General features: G+C 74.3%; 22 protein-coding genes. 16 read left to right on the plus strand and 6 right to left on the minus strand.

Annotated elements, in window-relative coordinates; genetic code table 11:
• Positions 1-2: 2 nt before the first annotated feature.
• Positions 3-1,091, minus strand: a complete 1,089-nt coding sequence (locus tag ACFCY1_RS18235; RefSeq protein ID WP_375875199.1) for an NADH:flavin oxidoreductase — start codon at positions 1,089-1,091, stop codon at positions 3-5.
• 382 nt (positions 1,092-1,473) lie between these two features.
• Here ACFCY1_RS18235 and ACFCY1_RS18240 point away from each other — a divergent pair, with 382 nt between their 5' ends.
• From ACFCY1_RS18240 to ACFCY1_RS18270, 7 genes are all read left to right on the plus strand, one after another.
• Positions 1,474-2,226 (plus strand): oxidoreductase, encoded by a 753-nt coding sequence (locus tag ACFCY1_RS18240; RefSeq protein WP_074002290.1) that lies wholly within the window; start codon positions 1,474-1,476, stop codon positions 2,224-2,226.
• Between the two features lie 29 nt (positions 2,227-2,255).
• The gene (locus tag ACFCY1_RS18245) at positions 2,256-3,452 is read left to right on the plus strand and encodes a cytochrome P450 (protein ID WP_049658615.1); all 1,197 of its coding nucleotides are present in this window, start codon (positions 2,256-2,258) and stop codon (positions 3,450-3,452) included.
• Entirely contained in the window at positions 3,449-6,934 is a 3,486-nt protein-coding gene (gene car / locus ACFCY1_RS18250; RefSeq protein ID WP_375875200.1) for a carboxylic acid reductase, read from the plus strand. The genes ACFCY1_RS18245 and car overlap by 4 nt, the downstream gene beginning before the upstream one ends.
• 12 nt (positions 6,935-6,946) lie before the next feature.
• On the plus strand, positions 6,947-7,294 hold the full coding sequence (locus ACFCY1_RS18255; protein WP_049658964.1) for a nuclear transport factor 2 family protein: 348 nt from the start codon (positions 6,947-6,949) through the stop codon (positions 7,292-7,294).
• Between the two features lie 96 nt (positions 7,295-7,390).
• Entirely contained in the window at positions 7,391-8,434 is a 1,044-nt protein-coding gene (locus ACFCY1_RS18260; protein WP_375875201.1) for a glycosyltransferase, read from the plus strand.
• Between the two features lie 123 nt (positions 8,435-8,557).
• Positions 8,558-10,168: a cytochrome bc complex cytochrome b subunit gene (locus ACFCY1_RS18265; RefSeq protein WP_375875202.1), complete on the plus strand. Its 1,611-nt coding sequence runs from the start codon at positions 8,558-8,560 to the stop codon at positions 10,166-10,168.
• 31 nt (positions 10,169-10,199) lie between these two features.
• The gene (locus ACFCY1_RS18270) at positions 10,200-10,676 is read left to right on the plus strand and encodes a PPOX class F420-dependent oxidoreductase (protein ID WP_063780248.1); all 477 of its coding nucleotides are present in this window, start codon (positions 10,200-10,202) and stop codon (positions 10,674-10,676) included.
• 133 nt (positions 10,677-10,809) lie between these two features.
• Here ACFCY1_RS18270 and ACFCY1_RS18275 read toward each other — a convergent pair whose 3' ends face one another.
• Entirely contained in the window at positions 10,810-11,079 is a 270-nt protein-coding gene (locus ACFCY1_RS18275; RefSeq protein WP_049655118.1) for a DUF1876 domain-containing protein, read from the minus strand.
• Between the two features lie 189 nt (positions 11,080-11,268).
• Here ACFCY1_RS18275 and ACFCY1_RS18280 point away from each other — a divergent pair, with 189 nt between their 5' ends.
• The 4 genes from ACFCY1_RS18280 to ACFCY1_RS18295 all read left to right on the plus strand — a co-directional run bounded on the left by ACFCY1_RS18280 (position 11,269) and on the right by ACFCY1_RS18295 (position 15,406).
• Positions 11,269-12,174 (plus strand): YndJ family protein, encoded by a 906-nt coding sequence (locus ACFCY1_RS18280; protein WP_375875203.1) that lies wholly within the window; start codon positions 11,269-11,271, stop codon positions 12,172-12,174.
• Positions 12,171-12,683, plus strand: a complete 513-nt coding sequence (locus ACFCY1_RS18285; RefSeq protein ID WP_375875204.1) for a DUF1990 family protein — start codon at positions 12,171-12,173, stop codon at positions 12,681-12,683. The genes ACFCY1_RS18280 and ACFCY1_RS18285 overlap by 4 nt, the downstream gene beginning before the upstream one ends.
• Positions 12,684-14,006: 1,323 nt before the next feature.
• Positions 14,007-14,660: a hypothetical protein gene (locus tag ACFCY1_RS18290; RefSeq protein WP_375875205.1), complete on the plus strand. Its 654-nt coding sequence runs from the start codon at positions 14,007-14,009 to the stop codon at positions 14,658-14,660.
• Entirely contained in the window at positions 14,657-15,406 is a 750-nt protein-coding gene (locus tag ACFCY1_RS18295; protein ID WP_375875206.1) for a hypothetical protein, read from the plus strand. Before ACFCY1_RS18290 ends, ACFCY1_RS18295 begins: the two co-directional genes overlap by 4 nt.
• Here ACFCY1_RS18295 and ACFCY1_RS18300 read toward each other — a convergent pair.
• From ACFCY1_RS18300 to ACFCY1_RS18310, 3 genes are read right to left on the minus strand one after another with little or no spacing between them, the layout of a single operon-like run.
• Positions 15,374-16,135, minus strand: coding sequence for a zf-HC2 domain-containing protein (locus tag ACFCY1_RS18300; protein WP_375875207.1), 762 nt, complete (start codon positions 16,133-16,135; stop codon positions 15,374-15,376). The two genes, ACFCY1_RS18295 and ACFCY1_RS18300, sit on opposite strands and share 33 nt — an antisense overlap.
• A complete protein-coding gene (locus ACFCY1_RS18305) occupies positions 16,132-16,704 on the minus strand; it encodes a sigma-70 family RNA polymerase sigma factor (RefSeq protein ID WP_375875208.1) in 573 nt (190 codons plus the stop codon). The genes ACFCY1_RS18300 and ACFCY1_RS18305 overlap by 4 nt, the downstream gene beginning before the upstream one ends.
• A 46-nt stretch (positions 16,705-16,750) precedes the next feature.
• Positions 16,751-17,338, minus strand: coding sequence for a hypothetical protein (locus ACFCY1_RS18310; RefSeq protein ID WP_375875209.1), 588 nt, complete (start codon positions 17,336-17,338; stop codon positions 16,751-16,753).
• 188 nt (positions 17,339-17,526) lie between these two features.
• Between ACFCY1_RS18310 and ACFCY1_RS18315 the strand changes: the two genes are divergently transcribed.
• A complete protein-coding gene (locus ACFCY1_RS18315) occupies positions 17,527-17,916 on the plus strand; it encodes a co-chaperone YbbN (protein ID WP_049655132.1) in 390 nt (129 codons plus the stop codon).
• A 99-nt stretch (positions 17,917-18,015) separates the two neighbouring features.
• On the opposite strand, the gene ACFCY1_RS18320 is transcribed toward ACFCY1_RS18315, so the two are convergent.
• Complete coding sequence (locus ACFCY1_RS18320) at positions 18,016-18,978, minus strand: helix-turn-helix transcriptional regulator (protein ID WP_375875210.1); 963 nt, start codon at positions 18,976-18,978, stop codon at positions 18,016-18,018.
• A gap of 174 nt (positions 18,979-19,152) precedes the next feature.
• On the opposite strand from ACFCY1_RS18320, the gene ACFCY1_RS18325 reads away from it, so the two are divergent.
• The 4 genes from ACFCY1_RS18325 to ACFCY1_RS18340 all read left to right on the plus strand — a co-directional run bounded on the left by ACFCY1_RS18325 (position 19,153) and on the right by ACFCY1_RS18340 (position 23,126).
• The gene (locus ACFCY1_RS18325) at positions 19,153-19,887 is read left to right on the plus strand and encodes an alpha/beta fold hydrolase (protein WP_375875211.1); all 735 of its coding nucleotides are present in this window, start codon (positions 19,153-19,155) and stop codon (positions 19,885-19,887) included.
• Between the two features lie 156 nt (positions 19,888-20,043).
• Positions 20,044-20,382, plus strand: coding sequence for a hypothetical protein (locus ACFCY1_RS18330; protein WP_375875212.1), 339 nt, complete (start codon positions 20,044-20,046; stop codon positions 20,380-20,382).
• Positions 20,379-21,902 carry a dihydrolipoyl dehydrogenase family protein gene (locus tag ACFCY1_RS18335; RefSeq protein WP_375875213.1) on the plus strand — a complete coding sequence of 508 codons (1,524 nt, stop codon included), beginning with the start codon at positions 20,379-20,381 and terminating at the stop codon, positions 21,900-21,902. The genes ACFCY1_RS18330 and ACFCY1_RS18335 overlap by 4 nt, the downstream gene beginning before the upstream one ends.
• Before the next feature lie 129 nt (positions 21,903-22,031).
• Positions 22,032-23,126 carry a glycosyl hydrolase gene (locus tag ACFCY1_RS18340; protein ID WP_074002277.1) on the plus strand — a complete coding sequence of 365 codons (1,095 nt, stop codon included), beginning with the start codon at positions 22,032-22,034 and terminating at the stop codon, positions 23,124-23,126.
• Positions 23,127-23,212: the final 86 nt, after the last annotated feature.

Genomic DNA, 23,212 nt, shown 5'->3' on the forward strand with positions numbered 1-23,212 from the left:
GGTCAGACCAGGGTCGCGAGCACCGACGGGTCGTACGGGACCGCCCCGGCCAGCCCGCCGCCGAGCGCCCGCTCCGCCCAGTCGGGGTTGGCCAGCAGCGGCCGGCCGACCGCGACCAGGTCGAACTCGTCGCGTTCCAGCCGCTCGACCAGCTCCTCGATGCCGGTGAGCCCGGCCGGCCGGGTGAAGCCGTCGGTGAACACGCCCTCGCCGTACTGGCGGTCCAGGCCGACCGAGCCGACCGTCACGGCGGCCCTGCCGGTGAGCTTGCGCGCCCAGCCCGCCAGGTTGAGGTCGCTGCCCTCGAACTCGGGCAGCCAGTAGCGGCGGGTGGAGGCGTGGAAGGCGTCGACCCCCGCCTCGGCCAGCGGGGTCAGCAACTGCTCCAGCTCCTCTGGGCTCTCCGCGATCCGGGCGTCGTAGCGGCCGACCTTCCACTGGGAGAGCCGGAAGAGGACCGGGAACCCGGGGCTGACCGCCGCCCGGACGGCCTGCACCACCTCGGCCGCGAACCGGGCCCGGGAGGCCGGGTCGCCGCCGTAGCGGTCGGTGCGGCGGTTGGTGCCGTGCCACAGGAAGTCGTCGATCAGGTAGCCGTGCGCGCCGTGCAGTTCGACCCCGTCGAACCCGAGCCGCTCGGCGTCCGCGGCGCCGCGCGCGAAGGCGGCCACCGCGTCGTCGATGTCCTGCTGGCTCATGGCCCGCCCGGCCGGGCCGCCGTCCAGGCCGATCCCCGAGGGCCCCTCGGCGGGCGGTTCGGTGCCCGGGCGCTGCACCCCGGTGTGCCACAGCTGCGGGACGATCCGGCCGCCGGCCGCGTGCACCAGCGACACCACCCGGGACCAGCCCGCCAGCGCCTCCTCGCCGTGGAACCGGGGGACCCCGTCGTAGGCCGCGGCGGCGGGGCGGCCGATGTAGGTGCCCTCCGTGACGATCAGCCCCACCCGGTGGGCCGCACGGCGGGCGTAGTACTCCGCGACGTCCGGGCCCGGCACCCCTCCGGGGGACTTCATCCTGGTCATCGGCGCCATCACGATCCGGTTCGGGACCGTCAGGTCGCCCACGGTGAACGGCTCTCCCAAGCCCGCCATTGTTCCTCCCGAGTTCGTCTGAATTCCGGGCCGGACGCCCCGGGCGATATCCCGCCGCGCCGCGGCGGTGTTTCCGTCCGTCTCATACCGGAGGTCCGTGCGTCGGCAATTCGACGATTATCGGGGCTATCGTTCCCGGCGTCCAGCGGCATCGGCCCGCCCGGCGGCCGACCGCCTTTCTGCACCGCGCCAGGCGATGCACTGCATCGACACAATCTTCTTGACCTTGCCGAAGCGGGTCGCGGATAGTGGTCCGCGGTGGTTCCGCGCCGCCCTTCCGCACCGGCACCGGGCCGTACCCGCCCGTACGCCGAAAAGCGTCTCTTCTGCCGAAAGGCGTCGCGGACAGGTTTTCCGACCAGGGAGAGGCGGCGGAACCGGAATGGAACGGGAATTGGCCGGAAAGCGGGCGGTGGTGACCGGCGGAAGCCGCGGCATCGGCGCCGGCATCGCACGGAAGCTGCTGGAGAGCGGCGCCACCGTCGTCACCACCGCGCGCAAACCGACCGGGGACACCCCGGCCGAATCCGCCTTCGTACCGTCCGACCTCAGCACGGCGGCCGGTGTCCGGGAATTCGCCGACACCGCGCTGGAAATCCTCGGCGGCGTGGACATCGTGGTCAACAACGCCGGCGGCTGTCGGACCTTCCAGAGCGCGCTGGACATCGAGAAGGACTGGCAGTACACCGTCGACATCAATTTCCTCTCCGCCGTCCGGCTCAATTCCGCACTCGTCCCCGCGATGCGTTCGGGAGGCGGCGGCGTCATCGTCCACATGTCCTCGATCGCCACCGTCTCGTCCTATCCGGTGATCCTGCACTACGCCGCCGCGAAAGCCGCCCTGGAGGTCTACCACAAAGGGCTGGCGACCGAACTGGCGCCGGACGGCATCCGGGTCGTCGCGCTTTCCCCCGGGAACGTCATGACGCCGGGCGCGGACGAGGCCCGGGACGGGATCGCCGACTACCTCGGGCTCGGGACGGACACGGCGGACTGGGCCGAGGGGATCCCGCTCGGCCGGATCGGGCGCACCGAGGACATCGCCGAGGCGGTCGGGTTCCTGGTGTCCCCGCGCGCCTCCTGGATCACCGGCAGCAACCTCGTCATCGACGGCGGGCGGATCGCGGCACTGTGACCGCCCCCGGGACCGGAAGGACTGACAACATGACCGCGACGGACGACGGGCCCCGCGCCTATCCGTTCGGCCCGACGCACCGGCTCGACATCGACCCGGAGCTGGCCGCGGTCTGCGGCGAGCAGCCCGTGCTGAGGGTCCGTCTGCCGTTCGGCGGGGACGCCTGGCTGGTCAGCCGCTACGCCGACGTCCGCGCCGTGCTGGCCGACCCCCGGTTCAGCCGGGCCGAGGCGGTCGGCGACCACGTGCCCCGCACGGTCTCGGCCGGCCTCCCCCGCACCTCGATGCTGAGCATGGACCCGCCCGAGCACACCCGGCTCCGGCGCCGGGTGGCCAACCCGTTCACCCTCCGCCGGGTCGAGGCGCTGCGGCCGCGCGCCCAGGAGATCGTGGACGAGCTGCTGGACGCGATGATCGCGTCGGGCTCGCCGGCCGACCTGACCAAGGCCCTGACCTGGCCGCTGCCGGTCACCATGATCTGCGAACTGCTCGGGGTGCCGCTCGCCGACCGCGACCGGTTCAACTCCTGGGTCGACGGCCTGCTGACGCTCTCCGACCCCGAGCTGTCCGCCCGCGACCGCGGGCACCTGAACGACTACCTGGCGGGCCTGGTCGCCGAACGCCGGGTCCACCCCACCGCCGACCTGCTCGGCGAACTGGCCTCCGTCGAGGGCGAGGAGAACGCGCTCACCGAGGAGGAACTGGTCGGCCTCGGGGTCAGCCTGCTCTCCGCCGGCCAGGAGGCCACCGCCAACCAGATCGGCAACTTCGTCTACACCCTGCTGACCCGCCCCGAGCTGTGGCGGGAGCTGGTCGCCGACCCCGGCCTGATCCCCGGCGCGGTGGAGGAACTCTCCCGGGTCGTCCCGATCAGCGCCACCGCCGGGTTCACCCGGATCGCCGTCGAGGACCTGGAGCTCAGCGGGCAGAAGATCCGCGCCGGCGACGCCGTGGTCGCCGAACTCGGGCTGGCCAACCGGGACCCGGAGGTCTTCGAGCAGCCCGACCGCATCGACTTCCACCGCAGCGCATCCCCGCACGTCACCTTCGGGCACGGCGTGCACCACTGCCTCGGCGCGCAGCTCGCCCGGATGGAACTGCGCACCGTGCTCGGCTCCCTGGTCCGCCGTCTGCCGGGGCTGCACCTCGCCGTCCCGCCCGAGCGGATCAGCTGGCGCACCGAACGCCTCATCCGCGGGGCCGACGCCCTGCCGGTCGCCTGGTGAGCTCCGCCACGGCCGGGGCCGGCCACCGTCCGGGCGCGACGGGGCAGTCGGAAGGGCCGGGCGCGACGGGGCAGTCGGAGGCCGTACGGGCGGCGCTCGCCGATCCGGCCACCAGCCCGGCCGAGATCATGGCGACCGTCATGGCGGCCTACCGGGACCGGCCCGCCCTCGGCGAACGCGCCCGCGACCAGGCGACGGGGCGGCTGCTCCCGAGGTACGACACCGTCAGCTACGGGGAGCTGTGGGCGCGCGTCCGGGCGCTCGCCGGGGCCTGGGCGCACGAGCCCGGGTACCGGCTGGCCCCGGGCGACCGGATCTGCGTCCTCGGCTTCAGCAGCACCGACCACGCCACCGTCGACCTGGCCGGCGTCCACCTGGGCCTGGTCTCCGTGCCGCTGCACGCCAGCGCGCCGCTCTCCCAGCTGGCGCCGATCGTCGCGGAGACCGGGCCGCGGCTCCTCGCCACCAGCGTCGAACGGCTGGACACCGCCGTCGCCGCGGTGCTCGGGCAGCCGTCGGTCCGCCGCCTCCTGGTGTTCGACCACCACCCCGGGGTCCCCGCCGAGCGCGCCGCCGTCGAGGCCGCCGCCCGGCGGCTGGCCGAGGCCGGCGGCACCGCCGTGCTCGACACGCTCACCGCCGCGGTCGGGCGCGGCGCCCTGCTGCCCGACCCCCCGCTGCACGTCCCCGCCCCGGGCGAGGACCCGCTGGCCCTGCTCCTCTACACCTCCGGCAGCACCGGCGCCCCGAAGGGGGCGATGTACCCGCAGCGCCTCGCCCGCAACGCGTGGTGGGGATTCGTCTACGGGCCCGCCGACGTGCCGTCCGTCGTCGTCCACTACATGCCGCAGAGCCACCAGGCGGGCCGGATGTCGGTGCTGGGCACGCTCGCCCGGGGCGGCCTGGGCTGCTTCACCGCCAGGAGCGACCTGTCCTCCCTGTTCGAGGACATCGCGCTGGTCCGGCCCACCGAGCTGACCATGGTCCCCCGGATCTGCGACATGCTCTTCCAGCGGTACCGCGGCGAACTCGACCGGCGGGCCGGCGAGCCCGGCGACGTCGACGCGGCCGTCAAGGCCCACCTGCGGGAGACCGTCCTCGGCGGGCGGGTGGCGAAGGCCTTCTGCGGGACGGCGCCGCTGTCCGCCGAGGTCGCGGAGTTCGTCGAGTCCTGCCTGGGACTGCACCTGTACACCGGGTACGGCTCGACCGAGGCCGGCGGGGTGCTGCTGGACACCGTGGTGCAGCGCCCGCCCGTCCTCGACTACAAGCTGGTCGACGTCCCGGAGCTGGGCTGCTTCCGCACCGACCGGCCGCACCCGCGCGGCGAGCTGCTGCTCAGGACGAGCGCCGCCATCCCCGGGTACTACCGGCGGCCCGAGCTCACCGCCGCCGTCTTCGACGAGGACGGCTACTACCGCACCGGCGACATCATGGCCGAGGTCGGGCCGGACCGGCTGGTCTACGTCGGCCGCACCAAGGACGTGCTCAAGCTGTCCCAGGGCGAGTTCGTCACCGTCTCCCGGCTGGAGGGCGTCTTCCTCGGCAGCCCGCTGGTCCGGCAGGTCTTCGTGTACGGCAACAGCGAACGCTCCCACCTGCTCGCCGTGGTGGTGCCCACCCCGGAGGCGATCGCCCGCGCCGACGGCGACCCGGCGGCGCTCAAGCTGCTGATCGACCGGGAACTGCGGCGCACCGCCCGGGAGAACGGGCTCAACCCGTACGAGGTGCCCCGGGACTTCCTGGTCGAGACGGAGCCCTTCAGCCCGGCCAACGGCCTGCTCTCCGACAGCCACAAGCTGCTGCGCCCCCGGCTCCATGAACGCTACGGCGCGGCCCTGGAGCGCCGCTACGCCGAACTCGCCGACGAACAGGGCCGGCAGCTGCGGGAACTGCGCCGGACCGGTGCCGACCGGCCGGTCCAGGAGACCGTGAACCGGGCCGTGCGCGCCGTCCTGGGCCGGGCCGACGCCGGCGCGGACACCGGCGCGCGGTTCACCGAGCTCGGCGGCGACTCGCTCTCCGCGCTGTCCTTCACCACCCTCCTGAAGGAGGTCCTGGACGTCGAGGTGCCGGTCGGCGTCGTCCTCGGCCCGGCCACCGACCTGGCCGGGGTGGCGGCGTACGTCGAGGCCCGGCGCACCGCCCCGGGGAGCAGGCCCACGGCCGCCTCCGTGCACGGCGGCGGCGCGACCGAGGTCCGGGCCCGCGACCTCACCCCGGACCGGTTCATCGACGCCCCGACCCTGGCCGCCGCGCCGGGCCTGCCCGGCCCCGCGGAGTCCCCCCGGACCGTCCTGCTGACCGGCGCCAACGGGTTCCTCGGCCGCTTCCTCTGCCTGGAGTGGCTCCGCCGGCTGGCCCCGTCCGGCGGCCGGCTGGTCTGCCTCGTCCGCGGCCGCACGCCCGCCGACGCGGCCGAACGGCTCGACCGGGCCTTCGGCACCGGGGGCGAGGCGTCCCGGCGGTACCGGGAACTGGCCACCGGCACGCTGACCGTCCTCGCCGGGGACCTCGCCGAACCGCGCCTGGGCCTGGACCGGGCGGTGTGGAACGGGCTGGCCGAGTCGGTGGACCTGGTCGTCCACCCGGCCGCACTGGTCAACCACGTGCTGCCCTACGCCGAGCTGTTCGGCCCCAACGTCGCGGGCACCGCCGAACTGGTCCGGCTGGCGCTCACCGAGCGCCTCAAGCCCGTCACCTACCTGTCCACCGTGGCCGTGCGCGGCGGAGCCGGGCCGTCCGCGCTCGACGAGGACGCCGACGTCCGGGAGGCGATCCCGCGCCGCCGCCTCGGCCGGGGCTACGCCGACGGGTACGCCGCGGGCAAGTGGGCGGGCGAGGTGCTGCTGCGGGAGGCCCATGAACGGTACGGCCTGCCGGTCACCACGTTCCGGTCGGGCATGATCCTCGCGCACAGCAGCTACCCGGGACAGCTGAACGTGCCCGACGTGTTCACCCGGCTGGTCCTCAGCCTGGTGGCCACCGGGATCGCGCCGCGGTCGTTCCACCGCGGCGGCGCGCCCGCGCGGTACGACGGCCTCCCGGTCGACTTCCTCGCCGAGGCGGTCACCGCGCTGGGCACCCCGGGCCCGGACGGCTACCGCACCTACAACGCCTGGAACCCGCACGACGACGGCGCCTCCCTGGACACCCTCGTGGACTGGCTGGTCGAGGACGGCCACCCGATCCGGCGCGTCGACGACTACGACGACTGGTTCGCCCGCTTCACGACCGCGGTCCGGGCCCTGCCGGAACGGCAGCGCACCCACTCGGTGCTGCCCCTGCTGCACGCCTTCGAGCAGCCGGCCGAGGACCGGCCCGCCCCGGCCCCGCGGTTCCGGGAGGCCGTCCGGGCGGCCGGGATCGGGCCCGACCGGGACGTGCCGCGGCTGTCCCCCGCCCTCGTCGCCAAGTACGTCACCGACCTGCGCGGCCTCGGCCTGCTCGACCGGCACCCCTCCCCTTCCCGCCCGCACTGAACGGAGAAGCCCATGGACCAGGACCTCGACGCGACGGTGGACGCCGGACTGCGGCTGCTGGAGGCACGCGACCTCGCCGGCTTCCGGGCCCTGTGCACCCCCGGCGCCACGGTGTGGCAGAACGACGGCGACGGCACCCGGCCGATCGACGCCCGGCTGGAGCGGATCGCCGCGTTCTTCGCCACCGTCGACTCCCTGCGGTACGAGGTCGTGCGCCGCTTCCACAAGCCCGACGAGGTGCTCCAGCAGCACGTCCTGGTGCTGGAGGCGCCGGACGGCACCCGCAGCCGGGTCCACGCCACCACCTACTTCCGCTTCGAGGACGGGCTGATCGCCGAGATCGAGGAGCACCTGCAGTAGTCCCGGCTCCCTGGTTCCCTGGATCCGGGGGTCCGTGGGTCCGGGGATCCGGGGGTCCCTGTTCCGCTCAAGTCGCTGGTTCTTCAAGGAGGTTCGGTGACCGGCCGAGTCGTCTACGCGTCGTTCGAGTTCCAGTTCCCGCTGGGCGGCGTCCGCGTCCTGAACCAACAGGTCGCACTGCTGCGGGCTGCCGGCGTCGAGGCGTACCGCTGGACGCCCACACCGGGATTCCGCTACACGTGGTTCGACGACGACGTGCCGACGCTGTCCGGGATGACCCTGGACCTCGGCCCCGAGGACGTGCTCGTGCTGCCCGAGGTCAGCGTGCTCCCGGGCCGCGACCCGGCTCCCGGCGGCCGCAAGGTCGTCTACTCGCAGGGGCACTACATCCACTTCCTGACCTGCCCCGCCCCCGGCCCGTACCCGGGCTGGTCGGCCCGGCCGGCCCTGTGGACGGTCTCGAAGGCGGGCGCCGACATGCTCCGCCGCGCCCTGCCCGGGTTCGAACCGCACCTGGTGCCGAACACCGTCGACACCGGGCTGTTCCGGCCGGCGTCGACCGGGCGGGTCCGGCGCATCGCGTGGATGTCCCGCAAGCGCCCGGTCGAGAGCACGCTGCTCCACCGTCTGCTCCACGCCGACCCGCGGTCCAGGGGCGTCGAGCTGTACGACATCCACGCGGTCCCGCACGAGGAGGTCGCCCGCGTGCTGTCGGACACCTCGGTGTTCATCGCGCTGGGAGCGCCCGAGGGCGAGGGCTTCGGCCTGCCGCCGGCCGAGGCGATGGCCAGCGGCTGCCTGGTGACCGGTTACGCCGGCGGCGGCGGAGCGGAACTGTTCGACTCGCCGTCCGCGTGGCGGATCCCGGAGCTCGAAACGGACCGGCTGGCGGACCGGGCCCTGGAACTGCTCGACCTGCCCGGCCAGGACGAGGTGCGGCGGGCGGGCCGCCGCTGGGTCTCCGAGCGGTACACCACCGAGGCCGCGGTGGAGGCACTGCTCGACGGCATCCGCAAGGCGCGCGCCCTGCCCGGCGGCGCGGCTCCGGCCACCCATCCGACCGCCTGGATGGAGGAGTTGCTGAGGCGCTTCCCGATCCCGCCGGAGGCGTACGCCCGGATGGAACCACCGACCGCCTAGGACCCGCCGCCCTCCGGCGCACCGACCACCCCGAATAGAAATGGGGATTACCCCCCGGTTATCGTGGGCACCAGTGCGAATCGGGGACTCCTCCCCGCTTCCTTCGGACCGAGGTGCGTGCACATGACCCGGAATCAGAGCCCTGGGCGGGGGCAGCGGGCCGCCGACTGGGCGGACGGCCGGCTGGGGATCTACTCCCTGGCCAGGGCGAACCTGCGGAAGATCTTCCCGGACCACTGGTCCTTCATGCTGGGCGAGATCTGCCTCTACACCTTCGTCATCATCATCCTGACCGGTGTCTGGCTGACACTGTTCTTCAAGCCCAGCATGGGCGAGGTGGTCTACGCCGGCTCGTACGTACCGCTCAAGGGCGTCCCGATGTCGGAGGCCTACGCCTCCACGGTGGACATCAGCTTCGAGGTGCGCGGCGGCCTGCTGATCCGGCAGATCCACCACTGGGCGGCGATCGTCTTCGTCGCCGCCATGTTCGTCCACATGATGCGGGTGTTCTTCACCGGCGCCTTCCGCAAGCCCCGCGAGATCAACTGGGTCTTCGGCTTCCTGCTGCTCTTCCTCGGCATGCTGGACGGCTTCTTCGGCTACTCCCTGCCCGACGACCTGCTCTCCGGCACCGGCATCCGGTTCATCGAGGGCTCGATCCTCGCCGTGCCGCTGGTCGGCACGTACATCCAGATGTTCCTGTTCGGCGGGGAGTTCCCCGGCCACGACATCGTGCCGCGGTTCTTCACCATCCACGTGCTGCTGATCCCGGGCATCATGCTCGGCCTGCTGGTGGCCCACCTGATCCTGGTCTTCTACCACAAGCACACCCAGTGGGCGGGCCCCGGCAGGACCGAGAAGAACGTCGTCGGCATGCCGCTGATGCCGGTCTACATGGCCAAGGCCGGCGGGTTCTTCTTCCTCGTCTTCGGCATCGTCGCGCTGGCCGCCGCGATCGCGACCGTCAACCCGATCTGGGCGTACGGCCCGTACCGCCCCGACCAGGTCTCCACCGACGCCCAGCCCGACTGGTACATGGGCTTCGCCGAGGGCCTGATCCGGATCATGCCCGGCTGGGAGATCGGACTGTGGGGGCACACCCTCAACCTCGGGGTGCTCATCCCGTTCGCGCTGTTCCCGCTCGTCCTGGGCGCCATCGCCGTCTACCCGTTCATCGAGAACTGGGTGACCGACGACAAGCGGGAGCACCACCTGCTCGACCGGCCGCGCAACGCGCCCGTCCGCACCGCGCTCGGCGCCGCCTGGATCAGCCTCTACCTGGTGGCCCTGGCCGCCGGCGGCAACGACCTGATCGCCACCCACCTGCACCTGTCGCTCAACTCCATCACGTACGCCGCCCGCGTCGGCTTCTTCGCCGTCCCGGTCGCCGTCTTCGTCCTCACCAAGCGCTGGTGCCTCGGCCTCCAGCGCCGCGACAGGGAGAAGGTGCTGCACGGCCGCGAGACGGGTGTCATCAAGCGCCTGCCGCACGGCGAGTTCACCGAAGTGCACGCCCGGCTCACGCCGCGGGAACTGCACCGGCTCACGGCGCACGAACAGCCCCGCCCCCTCGAACTGCCCGCCCCGGTGGACGAGAATGGAGTGGCCCGCCCGGCGGGGGTGCTCACCCGCACCCGGACCCGGCTCTCCCGCGGGTTCCACGGCGAGGGCGGCCGGATCCCCAAGCCCACCGCCGAGGAGTTCCACGAGATCACCGAGGGCCACGGGCACTGACCCGCACCCCCCGATGGCACAGGGAGGACAGGTGCACGACCGAACCGACCGAAGCGACCGGACCGACCAGGTCGACCCGACCGACCGGATCGCCGACAGCAGGTACCTCCTGCTCACCACCTTCGGCGAGGACGGCAGCCGGCTGGAGTCACAGCTCTGGGTGGTGCAGGACGGCACGGCCCTCGGGGTCTGGACCCCGGCCCACTCCGGCGAGGCCGAACGGATCCGCCGCCACCCCCGGGTGCTGATCGGCCCCTGCGACGCCCACGGGCGCCCCACCGGCCGCCGGATCCCGGCCCGGGCCCGGCTCTGCGACGCCGACGACACCGCCCGCTACCGCACCTCGCTGATCAACAAGTACGGCCTGACGGCACTGATCGCGCTCGCCCGCAGCCGGTTCCGGGTGGGGCTGGCCGGGACGGTCGGCATCCGGATCACGCTGAACGAACTGGAACGGCGGCTGGTCGGGCCGGAGTGGCTACCGCCGGCCACCTACTGCGTCAACTGACGGGCCGTCGCGTCCGGTCGTCGCGTCCCGTCCGATCGTCAACCTCCGTCGAGTGCCGGGGCCTTGAGAAGGTCTGCCCCGGCACTCGCCGCTTTCCGGCACCTCGACGCGACTGCTGGCGGCGGGCCGGAGGTCACGACAGCGGGTGGGTCGGGACCGGACTGACCTCCTGGATCTCGGCATGGGCCTTGGTGAGCAGCTGCGAGGCGAGCTCGTTGAGCGCGCGGGCCCCCGCGATCTCCTCGCCGACCCTCAGCTGTTCCGGGTCGGAGGGGTGGCGGCTGCTGTAGCCGTGGGCGCGCAGTTCGCTCCCGTCGCGCAGCCGCAGCAGTGCGGCGGCGCTGGTCCGTGCCCCCTCTTCGCGGAACTCCATCTCGATGTGCCAACCGACCAGAGTCTGCATGGCGGATCACCTCCATCGGTTACCCCTCCAGAGTGCGCCGCACCCACCGTGAACACCAGGCCAGCCGGTCCGGGCGACATCGGGGGCGACATCGGGGGCGACATCGGCGCCTAGTTGAACACGTTCAACTCAGCCGCGTAGAGTCGGCGACGCAAGCTATTTGAACGCGTTCAAGGGGGTGTGTCCACGATGGCTTCGCTCACGACGGCTGTGTCCGCGATGGGCCCGGGCACCACGGAACTGGTCGACCTGCTGGTCCTGCTCGGCATGGGTGCCGTCGTCCCGCTCGGCCTCGCCCTGGTCGACGAGCCCGGCCTCGCCCGGATCCGCCGGCTCTGGCCGCTCGCCGCCGTCCCCGGCGCGCTCTCGCTCTGGCTGCCCCGCGGCGGCGGCCTCGCCACCGGCTGCGCCCTGCTCTACGCGCTCGGCACCCTGGCCGTCGCCCTGCACGCCCCCCTGCGGCTGGCCCGCACCCGCTCGCTCGCACCCGCCGAGGTCGCGGTGCTCACCGCGCTCGCCGCACCCTCGGTCGCCGGGGTCGCCCTGGTCGCCGAACGCTCCGGCTACCCGCTGTTCGGCTTCGAACCGCACATCCTGGCGCTCACCGTCCCGCACTTCCACTACGCCGGATTCACCGCCGCCCTGGTCGCCGGACTGGTCTGCCGCGCCGCCCGCCCGGGCTCCGCCCCGGCCCGCTGCGCGGCCCTCAGCGTCCCGGCGGGCACCCTGCTGGTACTGGCCGGGTACTTCCTCGGCAACTGGTGGCAGTTCGCCGGAGCCGCCGTCCTGACCACCGGAATGTGGCTGGTCGGCCTGGTCACCTGGCGCGACCTGCGCCCCCGCAGCGGCGACCGGACCACCGCCCGCCTGCTCGCCGCCTCCTCGGCCGTCCTCGCGCTCACCATGCTGCTCGCCCTGTGGTGGGCACTCGGCCGGGCCGCCGGACTCCCCCACCCCACCCTGACCTGGATGGCCGCCACCCACGGCGTCGGCAACGCGCTCGGCTTCGCCCTCTGCGCGCTGCTCGCCTGGCGCCGGATCACCGCGGACCGGACCGACGCCACCCGGACCGACACGACGGAGACCCCCCGATGAACGACTACAGCTACCCCGAACAGGGCGCCAGCCGCACCGGCCACCTCCCCGCCGGCTACAACCACATGCGGCACAGTGCCCTCATCGGCCACGGCCGCCCCGCCCTGGAAGCCGCCGGCGCCGCCCTGCTCGACTGGCGGATGCACCGGCTCGCGGGCGTCCGCATCGACACGACGGCCGACCGCGCCGCCCCCGGCGTCGCCGTGCACTGCGCCATCGGCCTCGGCCCCCTGCGGGCCGGCGCCCCCAACCGGGTCCTGGCCACGGTCGACGGCCCGGACCGGTACGGCTTCACCTACGGCACCAGGACCGGCCACCTGGCCCAGGGCGAGGAAACCTTCCTGGTCGCACTCACCCCCGACGGCGAAGTCCGCTTCTCCGTCACCGCCTTCAGCCGCCCCGTCGCCTGGTACGCCCGCCTCGCCGGCCCACTCCTCCCCCTCGCCCAACGCGCCTTCGCCCACCACTGCGGACGCGTCCTCACCCGCATCGCCACCCAGGCCACCTGACCGGCGCCCCACCACCATCACCCCCCGATCCCCCGGCACACCCCCGCTCGCCACCACCGTCATCAACCAGCCCGCCCACCACTTCGGGCCCACACTCACCCACATCGCAGCGCAGACCGCCCCGGCGATGGCGAAGTGGCCACCCGAACACCCCGCGAAGGCCAGCCGGACGGCGACCCGGTCGAGCGGCAACCACCCGACGGCAGAGGCCAGTCGGGAGAAGCTCTGCCCGAAACCGAAGGCCCGCAACTGGCCCACATCCCGACACAGGTCGGCCGAGCGACAATCGCTGAACGGTCGAGACCGGTCCAGCGCAGCCGAGGCCGGTCGGACGGCAAAGGCCGGCCAGATGGTGTGCTGTATGGGCGGCACTCCGCCCGGCGCTGCGGGCCCTCACTGGCCCGCAGCGCGGCGCAGACCGCCTGGAGGGGCATCTCACCGCCACCACCATCAATCAACCGGTCCACCTGGCCCAGCCATTCACCAACCCACAGCCCCCGCGCGCCCAACCCATAGCCACCCGACGATGTGGGCTCGTACCGGCCCGCGGTGCGGCACCGACCACCGGGGCGACGGCGGAGGGATCCGGCTGGGCAGCAGAGCCACCCGAATGCCTCCCGGAGGCCGGTCGGATGGCAAGCCGTTCGAGCACAACCGCCCAACAGCAAAGGCCGGTCGGGCGGTGGAGGCGGGCATCGGCTGGATGGCAGGCCCACCCGAGCCATGGTGAAGGCCGGCTGGACGACTGCCGCCGGGCAGCGGAGGCCGGTTGGGGCAGCGCTCCGCCCGACACAGCCAACCCACACTCACCCACCTCACGGCGCAGACCGCCAAGGCGATGGCAGGGAACTCCAACTGGTCGGCAAGGCCACCCGAGCGCCTCGCGGACGCCGGTCGGATGGCGATCAGGTCGAACACAACCACCCGACGGCAAAGGCTGGTTGGATGGCGCTCTACCCGAAACCGCGGGCCCGCACTGGCCCACATCGCGGCACAGGCCGGCCGAGCGACGGCGGCGGGCATCGGCTGGATGGCAGGGCCACCCGAGCCATGGTGAAGGCCGGCTGGACGACGGCCGCCGGGCAGCGGAGGTCGATTGGGGGCGGCGCTCCGCCCGACACCGCCAGCCCACACTCACCCACATCACGGCGCAGACCGCCCAGGCGATGGCGGAGGCCGGTCGGAGGGCGGGCCGGCTGGACGGCAGCCGCGAGGTGGGCGGCCGAGGCCGAGCAGGTGGTGGCGGAGGCCGGCTGGGTCCAGGGCGGGGGTGGGGCGTAAAACGGCTGGTCGGGGCGGGGGTGTGTTCGGGATGATCGGCGGATGATGTCGATGCGACCGGTCCTGGAGATCTTCGCCTCCGACGGCTTCACGCTCTGGCCGACGGCCGAGCTCGGGCCGTACGGGGATCTCGCGCTGGACGGGCGGTTGACGTCGGACGAGGTGGGCACGGCGGTGTGGCGGCTGGCGGACTGCAACGACGTCGAGCCCGACCCCGGGCAGGCCGAGGGGCGCGGTCCCCGGCCGGCGGACCCGTTGGGCGCGTTCCTGCACGCGCTGTTGACCGAACCGCACCCGTACGCCCCCGGCGGGCTGGTGGTGGCCGACTCCGCCACCGGCGCCGTCTTCAGGCCGGGCTGCTGCAACGGGCTAGAGGACTGGCGCGAGTGGCTGGACGTCACGGACGGGTCCGGCACCGCCTGGTTCGGCCACGACCCCGACGCCCGGGCCGAGTGCGTCGGCCGGGTGGTCCGGCTGACCCAGGACGCCGAGGGCGACGAGGGCCCGGTGGTCGAGCTGCCGGTGGATGAACTGCGCCGGCTGCTCGCCGGAGCCGAGCGGGACCTGCGCGACTTCCTCGCGCTCGCGGCGGGCTGGGCCGAGCGGCAGCTGCCCGGGCACGCCGCCGCCGTCACCGCCGCGCTCGCCCGAGCCCTGGACCTGGACCCGGACCCGGACCTGAAGCCGCCGTCATGACCAGCTTCCACACCCACCGGGCCCGGGTGCACGACGCCTCGCTCCCGCCGTACCGGCGGCACAGCGCGCTGCGCACCTGCCTGACCCGCTTCGCCCCGTACGGCCTGCGGGCGACGTACCACCACCTCACCGTCAGCGCCCGGATTCCGCGCTTCCTGGAGGCCGACCCGGACGCCCTGGTCCGCGCGGTGGACGAGTTGCACGAGGCGCGCGAGCTGTGGCGGGCCAGGGCCGAGGAGTACGCGGAGCGGCGCCGGGCGCAGAAGCGGGCCGGGCGGCGGCTGCCTCCGGAGACGGCCTGGTGGCACGTGCGCTGGTGGGGGTCGCCGAACGCGGCCTGGGAGCACGACCCGTTCCTGCACCCGCCGTTGCGGCTGCCCGACTATGTCCGGCGGCAGAACGCGCTGCTGGACGGTGCCGTGCTGCCCGGGTGCCCGGCCTGCGGGGAGCAGGGCCCGCCGGTGCCGCTCCCGACTGACGACGGCGGCAGCGACAGCCACGGCCGGGCCGAGCTGTGCCGCTGCTGCGCGCGGGTGCTGACGCCCTGCGGTTGCGGGCGGTGGCACAGCTTCGAGCCGGCGCTGCGGACCGGCTGGAGCCGGATCTGGGGTCGGGAGCACATGACCGGCGGCGGCGAGCCGAGCCCGTGCTGGCCGGGTGTCCGGGGCGCGGCCCGGGTGGAGCGGTTGGAGTCGTACACGATCCACTGGGGGTCAGGGGTGGTGTACGGGGATCGCGACCAGTAGCGCGCCGCCGTCCTGGACGCGGACCTCGAAGTGGTCGATGTCCGCCAGCCGGAAGGCCGCGCCGCCGGTGGTGCGCACGGTGCCGTCGCCGCCCCCGCCGCCGTTCCCGTAGCCGCCCGCCGGGACGGACCAGGTGGTGACCGTCTGCTGCTCGCCGGTGTGCGAGACGGCGACCAGGCTGCAGGTCAACGGGCCCTGGACGCCGGAGAGTTGCAGGCTGACCTGGGTGCCCCAGGTGGTGCCGTCCAGGCCGACGGTCGCGTGCGCGCCGGTGCCCGGGTCGGTGGCGCTGAACTGCTCGGCCACCGCGACCACGGCCGGGGTGTTGTCGGCGGTGAGCACCGCGGCGGTGACGGCGGGGCCGGCCGCCACCATCGCGGTGGCGGCCAGGGCCAGCACCAGCCGCCGCACCCGGCCCCGCCTCCGGGTGGCGCCGACCTCGGCGACCAGCCGGTCCAGCAGTCGGGGGTCCGGCTGCGGGGCGGGACCGGCCGGGTCCGTTCCGGCCGCCCGCGCGGTGGCCGCGTACTCGGCCAACAACGGCTCCACCGAGCCGAGTTGGGTCACCTGCTCGGCGCACTGCGGGCAGTCGGCGAGGTGTTGCTCGAAGGCGGCGCGCTCAACGGGTTCCAGCAGGCCGAGGACGTACGCGCCCGCGTCGACGTGCACCGGGCCGCCGGGCGCCCGGTCGGGGTCAGGGGTGGGGTCGCGGTCGGGGTGCCTGGTCACGATGTCACTCCCCGTTCCTCCAGCGCGAGCCTGAGCGAGCGCAGCGCGTAGAACACCCGCGAGCGCACCGTCCCGGCCGGGATGCCGAGTTCGGCGGCCGCCTCGTTGGCCGTACGGCCCTTCAGGTATGTCTCGACGATGATCTCCCGGTGCACGGGCGAGAGGTCGCCGAGCGCGTCCGCGACGGTCATCATCCGCAGCGCCCGGTCGATCTCGTCCTCGGCGGGCAGTTGCTCCAGTGCCGAGGCGTCCACCTCGCGCGGCCGGGCCATGGCGCTGCGGTGCCCGTCGATCACGATCCGCCGCGCGACGGTGACCAGCCAGGGCCGCAGCGAGCCGGCCTCCGGGTCGAGCCGGTGGATGTTGCGCCAGGCGCGGAGCAGGGTCTCCTGCACGACGTCCTCGGCCCGCTGCCGGTCCCCGGCGACCAGGTGGAGCACGAACCCGAACAGCGGACCGGCATGCTCCCGGTACAGGGCGCGCATCAGGTCCTCGTCCGGCGCCCCCGTGTCGTGGCCGCCGGTGCGGCCGACGGGGTGCTCCTCGGTCACCACTTCATCGTTGCGCACCCGGGCCTCCTGGGCGAGGGTGGTCGGAGCCGGTCATCGGAACCGGTCAGTAGCCCGGGGTGCTGGGCGTCGGGTTGCCCGGTGCCGGGGTGCCGGGCGTCGGGTTCATCGGGCCGGAGTTCGCGGCGCCCGCCCTGCCGCCGGTCGGGGTCAGCGCGAACCAGGTGCCGGCCACACCCTGGCCCTTGGTGTCGCCGGGCTTGGTGTCCGGCGAGTAGCGGTAGGCCGGCCAGCCGTTCAGGGTGACCTGCTTGGTGCCGTCGTCGCGGGTGACGGTGCCGACCAGCTTGCTGTCGATGCCCTTCACCGTGACGTTGCCGTTGCCGTCGGCGTGCTCGGGCGGCCAGATGACGGCGCAGCTGCCGTTGCAGTAGGACTCCGGCGGGCTGTTCCGGTCCTGGTCGAAGCGGTAGAGCGTGAAGCCCGCGCTGTCGGTGACGATCGTGCCCAGCTTCGGGTCCTGGGCGGTCTGCAGGGTGACGGCCGCCGGGGTGCCCGGACTGCTCGGGCTGCTCGGGCTGCTCGACGGACCGGAGGAGCCGCCGGACGATCCGCAGCCGGCGATCAGGGCGGCCGCCGCGATGCCGGACGCGGTCAGCGCGAGCGTCCGCCGGGTGCGGAGTGTGCTGCGCATGGGGTGCCTCCCTCGGGGGGAAGGGGTCGGAACGGACCGGACACCCTTCCGTACGGGCGGCGGCCGCCGGCTGCTCACTCCCTGGCTCCGGCAACCGCCGGAACGCCGCCGGAATACCCCGCCGACCGGGACGGTTGTGGCGGGCACATGGCCTGAACCGCCACGTCCGGAAGGGAAGGAATCACGAGATGAGCAACACGGTCGAGCTGACCAAGGAGAACTTCGACGAGATCGTCCCGGGCCCGGAGGGCAAGGACTTCGTCTTCATCGACTTCTGGGCCGGGTGGTGCGGGCCGTGCCGCCAGTTCGCCCCGGTGTACGAGAAGGCCGCCGAGCGCCACTCGGACCTGGTCTTCGCCAAGGTGGACACCGAGGCGCAGCAGGAGCTGGCGGCCGCGTTCGACATCCAGTCGATCCCGACGCTGGCGATCATCCGTGAGGGCGTGCTGGTCTTCTCGCAGCCCGGTGCGCTGCCGGAGGCGGTGTTCGAGGACCTGATCGGCCAGGCCCGCGAGCTGGACATGACCGAGGTGAAGCGCAAGGTCGCCGAGGAGCGGGCGGCTGGCGGCCAGGCCTGATCCGGACGTCCGAAGACAGGCCCCAAGGCCCGGGGAGTCGAAGCTCCCCGGGCCCTCGGCATGCCCGCTCCCCAGAGCCGTCCGCCGCCGCACCCGCCGTCACGACGGCTCGGCGCCCCAGGCGGCGAGCCGGTCCGCGAGCACCCGCACCTCGGCGCGCAGCGCGGCGGGTTCCCGGACGGTGAACGGCCACCCGAGGCCGGCCAGCAGCACCGCGACGCCGTCCAGGTTCTGCGCCCGGGCCCGCAGCAGCACCCGGCCCTCGGCGAGTTCGGTGAGCGTGCCGACGGCGGGCGGCAGCCGGCGGCGGGCCTCGGCGAGGGTGGTCCGCAGCTCGACCTCCACCCGGTGCCGCCAGGGCGCGCCGGCCAGCGACTCCACCACCCGCTGGACCGGGTCGTAGTCCTCCGGCGGCTCGAAGCCGGCCTCGCCCTGTTCGACCCGGGTGATCCGGTCCAGCCGGAAGGTGCGCGGCTCGCCGCTGCGGTGGTCGAGCCCGGTGGTGTACCAGCGCCCGGAGTGGAAGACCAGCCCGTACGGGTCGAAGTCGCGTTCGCTGGGCCGGTCCTCCCGGTCCCGGTAGGCGAGCCGCACCCGGCGACGGCGGCGGGCCGCCTCGGCCAGGGTGAACAGCGCGGCGGCGGCCGGGCCGGGGCCGGTGGCGGGGGTGGCGGTCAGTCCGAGGGTCTGTTCGACGGCCGCCACGCGCTCGCGCAGCGGCTGCGGCAGCACCCGCTGGATCTTGGCGAGGGCCGTCCCGGTGGCCTCCTCCCCCACCGACAGGCCGGAGCTGCGGCCGGCCAGCAGGCCGAGCACGACGGAAGCGGCCTCGTCCGGGGTGAGCATCAGCGGCGGCAGCCGGTAGCCGGGCCGCAGGCGGTAGCCCCCGTAGCGGCCGCGGTCGGCCTCGACGGGGATGCCGAGTTCGGTCAGCCGGGCGACGTAGCGGCGGACGGTGCGCTCGTCCACGTCGAGCCGGGCGGCCAGGTCGGCGCCGGTCAGGCCGGGGCGGTCCTGGAGCAGTTCCAGCAGGGCGAGGACGCGGCTGACCGGGTGTTCCATCGCACGCACTCCTTTCCTCGGCGGAAATCCGGGCGACTTCTGTCCGGATCCGATCCTAGAGTCGGCGGTGGAGGAGGCCCCGCCTCGATGGAGCCCCTCGCGGGCCGCCCGTCGAGACGTCCACGGCTCGTCGCGGCCTCCCCGGACTTCCCACCGACGAAGGAGCGATCCGCCATGAGCACGTTCGTACTGGTCCCCGGATTCTGGATCGGCGCCTGGGCCTGGGACGAGGTGGCCGCGCCGCTGCGCGCGGCCGGGCACCGGGTGTACGCCGTCAGCCTGCCCGGAGTGGGCGAACGCGCGGGCGAGGAGGGCGAGTTCGGGCTGGAGGACCACATCGCCGACCTCGCCGGACTGCTGGTCCGGGAGGACCTGTCGGATGTCGTCGTGGTCGCCCACAGCGGCGCCTGCGCCCCGGTGGGCGGGCTCGCGGACCGGATGCCGGAGCGGATCCGCCGGGTGGTCTACCTGGACAGCGGCCCGCTGATCGACGGCTCGTCGGTGTACGACCTCTGGCAGCCCGACTACCAGAAGACGGCCGAGGCCTCGGTGGTCGACGGCCGCCTCCCGCTGCCGTCCTGGGAGTACCTGGGCGAGCAGGGCACGAGCACGGCGGGGCTGGACGAGGCCGCCCTCGCGTCCATCCGCTCCCGCTCCACCCCGCACCCGGCCGGGGCGTTCCGGGACCGGCTGCGGCTGACCGGCGCCGGGGCCGCGCTGCCCCAGGCGCTGGTCTCCTGCTCCTTCCCGCTCTCCCAGGTGCGCGAGCTGATCGCCGCCGGGCACCCGTACTTCGCCGGGATGTCCGGGCCGAACTGGGAGCTGCGCGAACTGCCCACCGGGCACTGGCCGATGTTCTCCCGCCCGGCCGACACGGCGGCGTTGCTGGCGGAGCTCGCCGCGCTCTGAACCCGCCTGTCCGGCCGCCGGTCCGTCTCCTCGCCCTGTCCTGTCCGTGCCCGGTGGTGCGCCCCACGGCGCCCTCGGCGTGTCCGTCCGTCGCGCAACCGCGCCCGGACCGGCAGGATGGGGCCCACGCCGTACCCGAGCGAGGAGCGAGCACCCGTGCGCGAGCAGCCCAGCCGGACCGAACCGCCGGACGCCGTGCCGGAGTTCCGGCCGGACGGCGGTCCGGGGCCGGCTGGCCCGCGGCGTGCCCGGCTCGGCTCCCGCGCCCGGCTCACCCCGCGCTCCCTTCTCGCCCCACGCGTCCCGCGCTCGCGCGACCGGCGCGAGAAGTGGCCGCGGTGGGCGGTCCGGGTCACGCTCGGGTACGGAACCGCAGGCGGCAGCGGCGGGCCCGGGGTCGGGCGCGACCGGCCGCTCGACACCCGTGGGCGCACGCCCGCCGCCCCCGCCCGGCGGGCCGGGGCGGCCATCGAGACGACGGAGGACAGGGCATGACCAGCACCGCCGAGGAGTACGACGTCATCGTCCTGGGGGCCGGTCCGACCGGCGAGAACGTGGCCGACCGGACGGTCGCCGCCGGGCTGCGCACCGTGATCGTGGAGGCCGAGCTGGTCGGCGGCGAGTGCTCGTACTGGGCCTGCATGCCGAGCAAGGCGCTGCTGCGGCCGGTGGCCGCGCTGGCCGACGCCCGCGCGGTGGCCGGCTCCCGGGAGGCGGTCGGCGACCGGCGGCTGGACCCGGCCGCGGTGCTGGCCCGGCGGAACTCCTTCACCTCCGACTGGAAGGACGACGGCCAGGTGGAGTGGCTGCGGGACACCGGCATCGAGCTGGTGCGCGGCCACGGCCGGCTGGCCGGGGTGCGGACGGTGACGGTGGAGGCCGAGGACGGCAGCGAGCGGGTGCTCACCGCCCGGTACGCCGTCGCGGTGTGCACCGGCAGCCGCCCGGTGCTGCCCGCGCACGTGCCGGGGCTCGCCGAGGCCCACCCGTGGACCAACCGGGAGGCGACCGGCTCGCAGACCGTCCCCGGGCGGCTGGCGGTGGTCGGCGGCGGGGTGGTCGGGGTGGAGATGGCCGCCGCCTGGCGGGCGCTCGGCTCCGAGGTGGTGCTGCTGGTCCGCGGTGACGGGCTGCTGCCGCGGATGGAGCCGTTCGCGGGCGAGCTGGTCGCGGAGGGCCTGCGGGCGGCCGGGGTGGACCTCCGCTTCGGCACCGAGGTCACCGCGCTGGAGCGGGCGGACGGCTCCGGGCCGGTGACCCTCACGCTCGCCGCCCGGGACGGCCGGAACGGGGACGGAAAGGGCGGGGACGGCCAGCACGAAGACGGCCAGGACGGGACCGGGACGCTGACCGTCGACGAGGTGCTGTACGCGACCGGCCGGGCCCCGCGCACCGCCGACATCGGGCTGGAGCAGGTCGGCCTGAAGCCGGGCGGCTGGCTGGAGGTGGACGACAGCTGCACGGTGCTCGGCGTGGACGGCGCGGAGGGTGTGGACGGCGCGTGGCTCTACGCCGTCGGGGACGTCAACCACCGGGCGCTGCTCACCCACCAGGGCAAGTACCAGGCCAGGATCACCGGCGCGGCGATCGCCGCCCGCGCCGAGGGGCGCCCGCTGGACACCTCGCGCTGGGGCGCGCACTCTGCGTCCGCCGACCTCGCGGGCGCGCCCCAGGTGGTGTTCACCCAGCCCGAGGTCGCCGCCGTCGGCCTGACCCGGGCCGCCGCCGAGGCCGCCGGGCTGCGGGTACGGACCGTCGACCACGAGATCGGCTCCGTCGCCGGGGCCTCGCTGTACGCCGACGACTACCGCGGCCGGGCCCGGGTGGTCTTCGACCTGGACCGGCAGGTGATCGTCGGCGCCTGCCTGGTCGGCCCCGGGGTCGCCGAGCTGCTGCACTCGGCGACCGTCGCGGTGGTCGGCGAGGTGCCGATCGACCGGCTCTGGCACGCGGTGCCCTCGTACCCGACGATCAGCGAGGTCTGGCTGCGGCTGCTGGAGGACTGCCGGGGGTAGCGGCACCCCCGGCACGGACGGCCTCCCGGGCGGTCGGCGCGGCGAGATGTGACCACCGGTGGACGGCGGGACACTGGCACTCGGGGGCCGTCCCGGGGGGCCGTTGCTCGTGACCAGGTGGTGTGAGACATGACCGAGGTGCTGTTGGCCGTCGGAACCGAGAAGGGCCTCTTTCTCGGCCGCAGCCGCGACCGGCTGACGTGGGAGTTCAGCGGGCCGCACTTCCCGATGAACGCGATCTACTCCGTCTCCGTCGACCGCCGCGACGGCCGGACCAGAGTGCTGGCCGGCGCCGACAGCAGCCACTGGGGGCCGTCGATCTGGCGCTCCGACGACCTCGGCGCCAGCTGGTACGAGCCCCCGCGGCCGGCCATCCGCTTCCCGGAGTCCACCGGCGCCTCGCTCACCCGGGTCTGGCAGCTCCAGCCCGCCGGGGCGGAGGCCCCCGGCGTCGTCTACGCGGGCACCGAGCCCGCCGCGCTGTTCCGCTCCACCGACGGCGGCGAGACCTTCGCGCTGGTCGAGGCGCTCTGGAACCACCCGCAGCGGCCGCAGTGGGGCGCCGGCTACGGCGGCCAGGGCCTGCACACGATCCTGACCGACCCGCGCGACCCGCAGCGGCTGCTGGTCGCCGTCTCCAGCGGCGGCGTCTACCGCAGCAAGGACGGCGGCGACAGCTGGCAGCCCTCCAACACCGGCCTGCGCGCCGAGTTCCTCCCGGAGGAGAGCCAGTACCCGGAGTTCGGCCAGTGCGTGCACAAGATCGCCCCGGACCCGGTCCACCCGGACCGGCTCTACCTCCAGAACCACGGCGGCGTCTACCGCAGCGACGACTGGGGCGCGAGCTGGCGCTCGATCGTGGACGGCCTGCCCGCCGAGTTCGGCTTCGCCGTGGCCGCCCACCCCCGCCGGGCCGACACCGCCTACGTCTTCCCGCTCGGCGGCTCGGACGACCGCATCCCGCCCGGCCGCCGCTGCCGGGTCTTCCGCACCACCGACGCCGGCACCAGCTGGCAGCAGCTCGCCCACGGCCTGCCCGGCGAGGACCACTACGGCATCGTGCTGCGCGACGCCCTGCGCACCGACGACGCCGACCCGGCCGGGATCTACTTCGGCAACCGGACCGGCGACGTGTACGGCAGCCGGGACGAGGGCGAGAGCTGGTCCCTGCTGGTCTCCCACCTGCCGGACGTGCTCTGCGTCCGGGCCGCGGTGGTGGCCTGACCCGGTGGCTGCCTGATGCGGTGCCGGCCCGACGCGGTGGTGGCCGGAAATAACCGGTTGCCGGACGGCGGGGCCTCGGTGAACAT

Origin of the sequence: Kitasatospora sp. NPDC056273 (genome assembly GCF_042268845.1) — a bacterium.
In the GTDB taxonomy this organism is placed as follows: domain Bacteria; phylum Actinomycetota; class Actinomycetes; order Streptomycetales; family Streptomycetaceae; genus Kitasatospora.

Coding starts and splice junctions, on each gene's coding strand:
- ACFCY1_RS18235 (WP_375875199.1), bottom strand. CDS start 1,091: ATGGCGGGCTTGGGAGAGCCGTTCACCGTGGGCGACCTGACGGTCCCG.
- ACFCY1_RS18240 (WP_074002290.1), top strand. CDS start 1,474: ATGGAACGGGAATTGGCCGGAAAGCGGGCGGTGGTGACCGGCGGAAGC.
- ACFCY1_RS18245 (WP_049658615.1), top strand. CDS start 2,256: ATGACCGCGACGGACGACGGGCCCCGCGCCTATCCGTTCGGCCCGACG.
- ACFCY1_RS18255 (WP_049658964.1), top strand. CDS start 6,947: ATGGACCAGGACCTCGACGCGACGGTGGACGCCGGACTGCGGCTGCTG.
- ACFCY1_RS18265 (WP_375875202.1), top strand. CDS start 8,558: ATGACCCGGAATCAGAGCCCTGGGCGGGGGCAGCGGGCCGCCGACTGG.
- ACFCY1_RS18275 (WP_049655118.1), bottom strand. CDS start 11,079: ATGCAGACTCTGGTCGGTTGGCACATCGAGATGGAGTTCCGCGAAGAG.
- ACFCY1_RS18280 (WP_375875203.1), top strand. CDS start 11,269: ATGGCTTCGCTCACGACGGCTGTGTCCGCGATGGGCCCGGGCACCACG.
- ACFCY1_RS18285 (WP_375875204.1), top strand. CDS start 12,171: ATGAACGACTACAGCTACCCCGAACAGGGCGCCAGCCGCACCGGCCAC.
- ACFCY1_RS18290 (WP_375875205.1), top strand. CDS start 14,007: ATGATGTCGATGCGACCGGTCCTGGAGATCTTCGCCTCCGACGGCTTC.
- ACFCY1_RS18295 (WP_375875206.1), top strand. CDS start 14,657: ATGACCAGCTTCCACACCCACCGGGCCCGGGTGCACGACGCCTCGCTC.
- ACFCY1_RS18310 (WP_375875209.1), bottom strand. CDS start 17,338: ATGCGCAGCACACTCCGCACCCGGCGGACGCTCGCGCTGACCGCGTCC.
- ACFCY1_RS18315 (WP_049655132.1), top strand. CDS start 17,527: ATGAGCAACACGGTCGAGCTGACCAAGGAGAACTTCGACGAGATCGTC.
- ACFCY1_RS18320 (WP_375875210.1), bottom strand. CDS start 18,978: ATGGAACACCCGGTCAGCCGCGTCCTCGCCCTGCTGGAACTGCTCCAG.
- ACFCY1_RS18325 (WP_375875211.1), top strand. CDS start 19,153: ATGAGCACGTTCGTACTGGTCCCCGGATTCTGGATCGGCGCCTGGGCC.
- ACFCY1_RS18335 (WP_375875213.1), top strand. CDS start 20,379: ATGACCAGCACCGCCGAGGAGTACGACGTCATCGTCCTGGGGGCCGGT.
- ACFCY1_RS18340 (WP_074002277.1), top strand. CDS start 22,032: ATGACCGAGGTGCTGTTGGCCGTCGGAACCGAGAAGGGCCTCTTTCTC.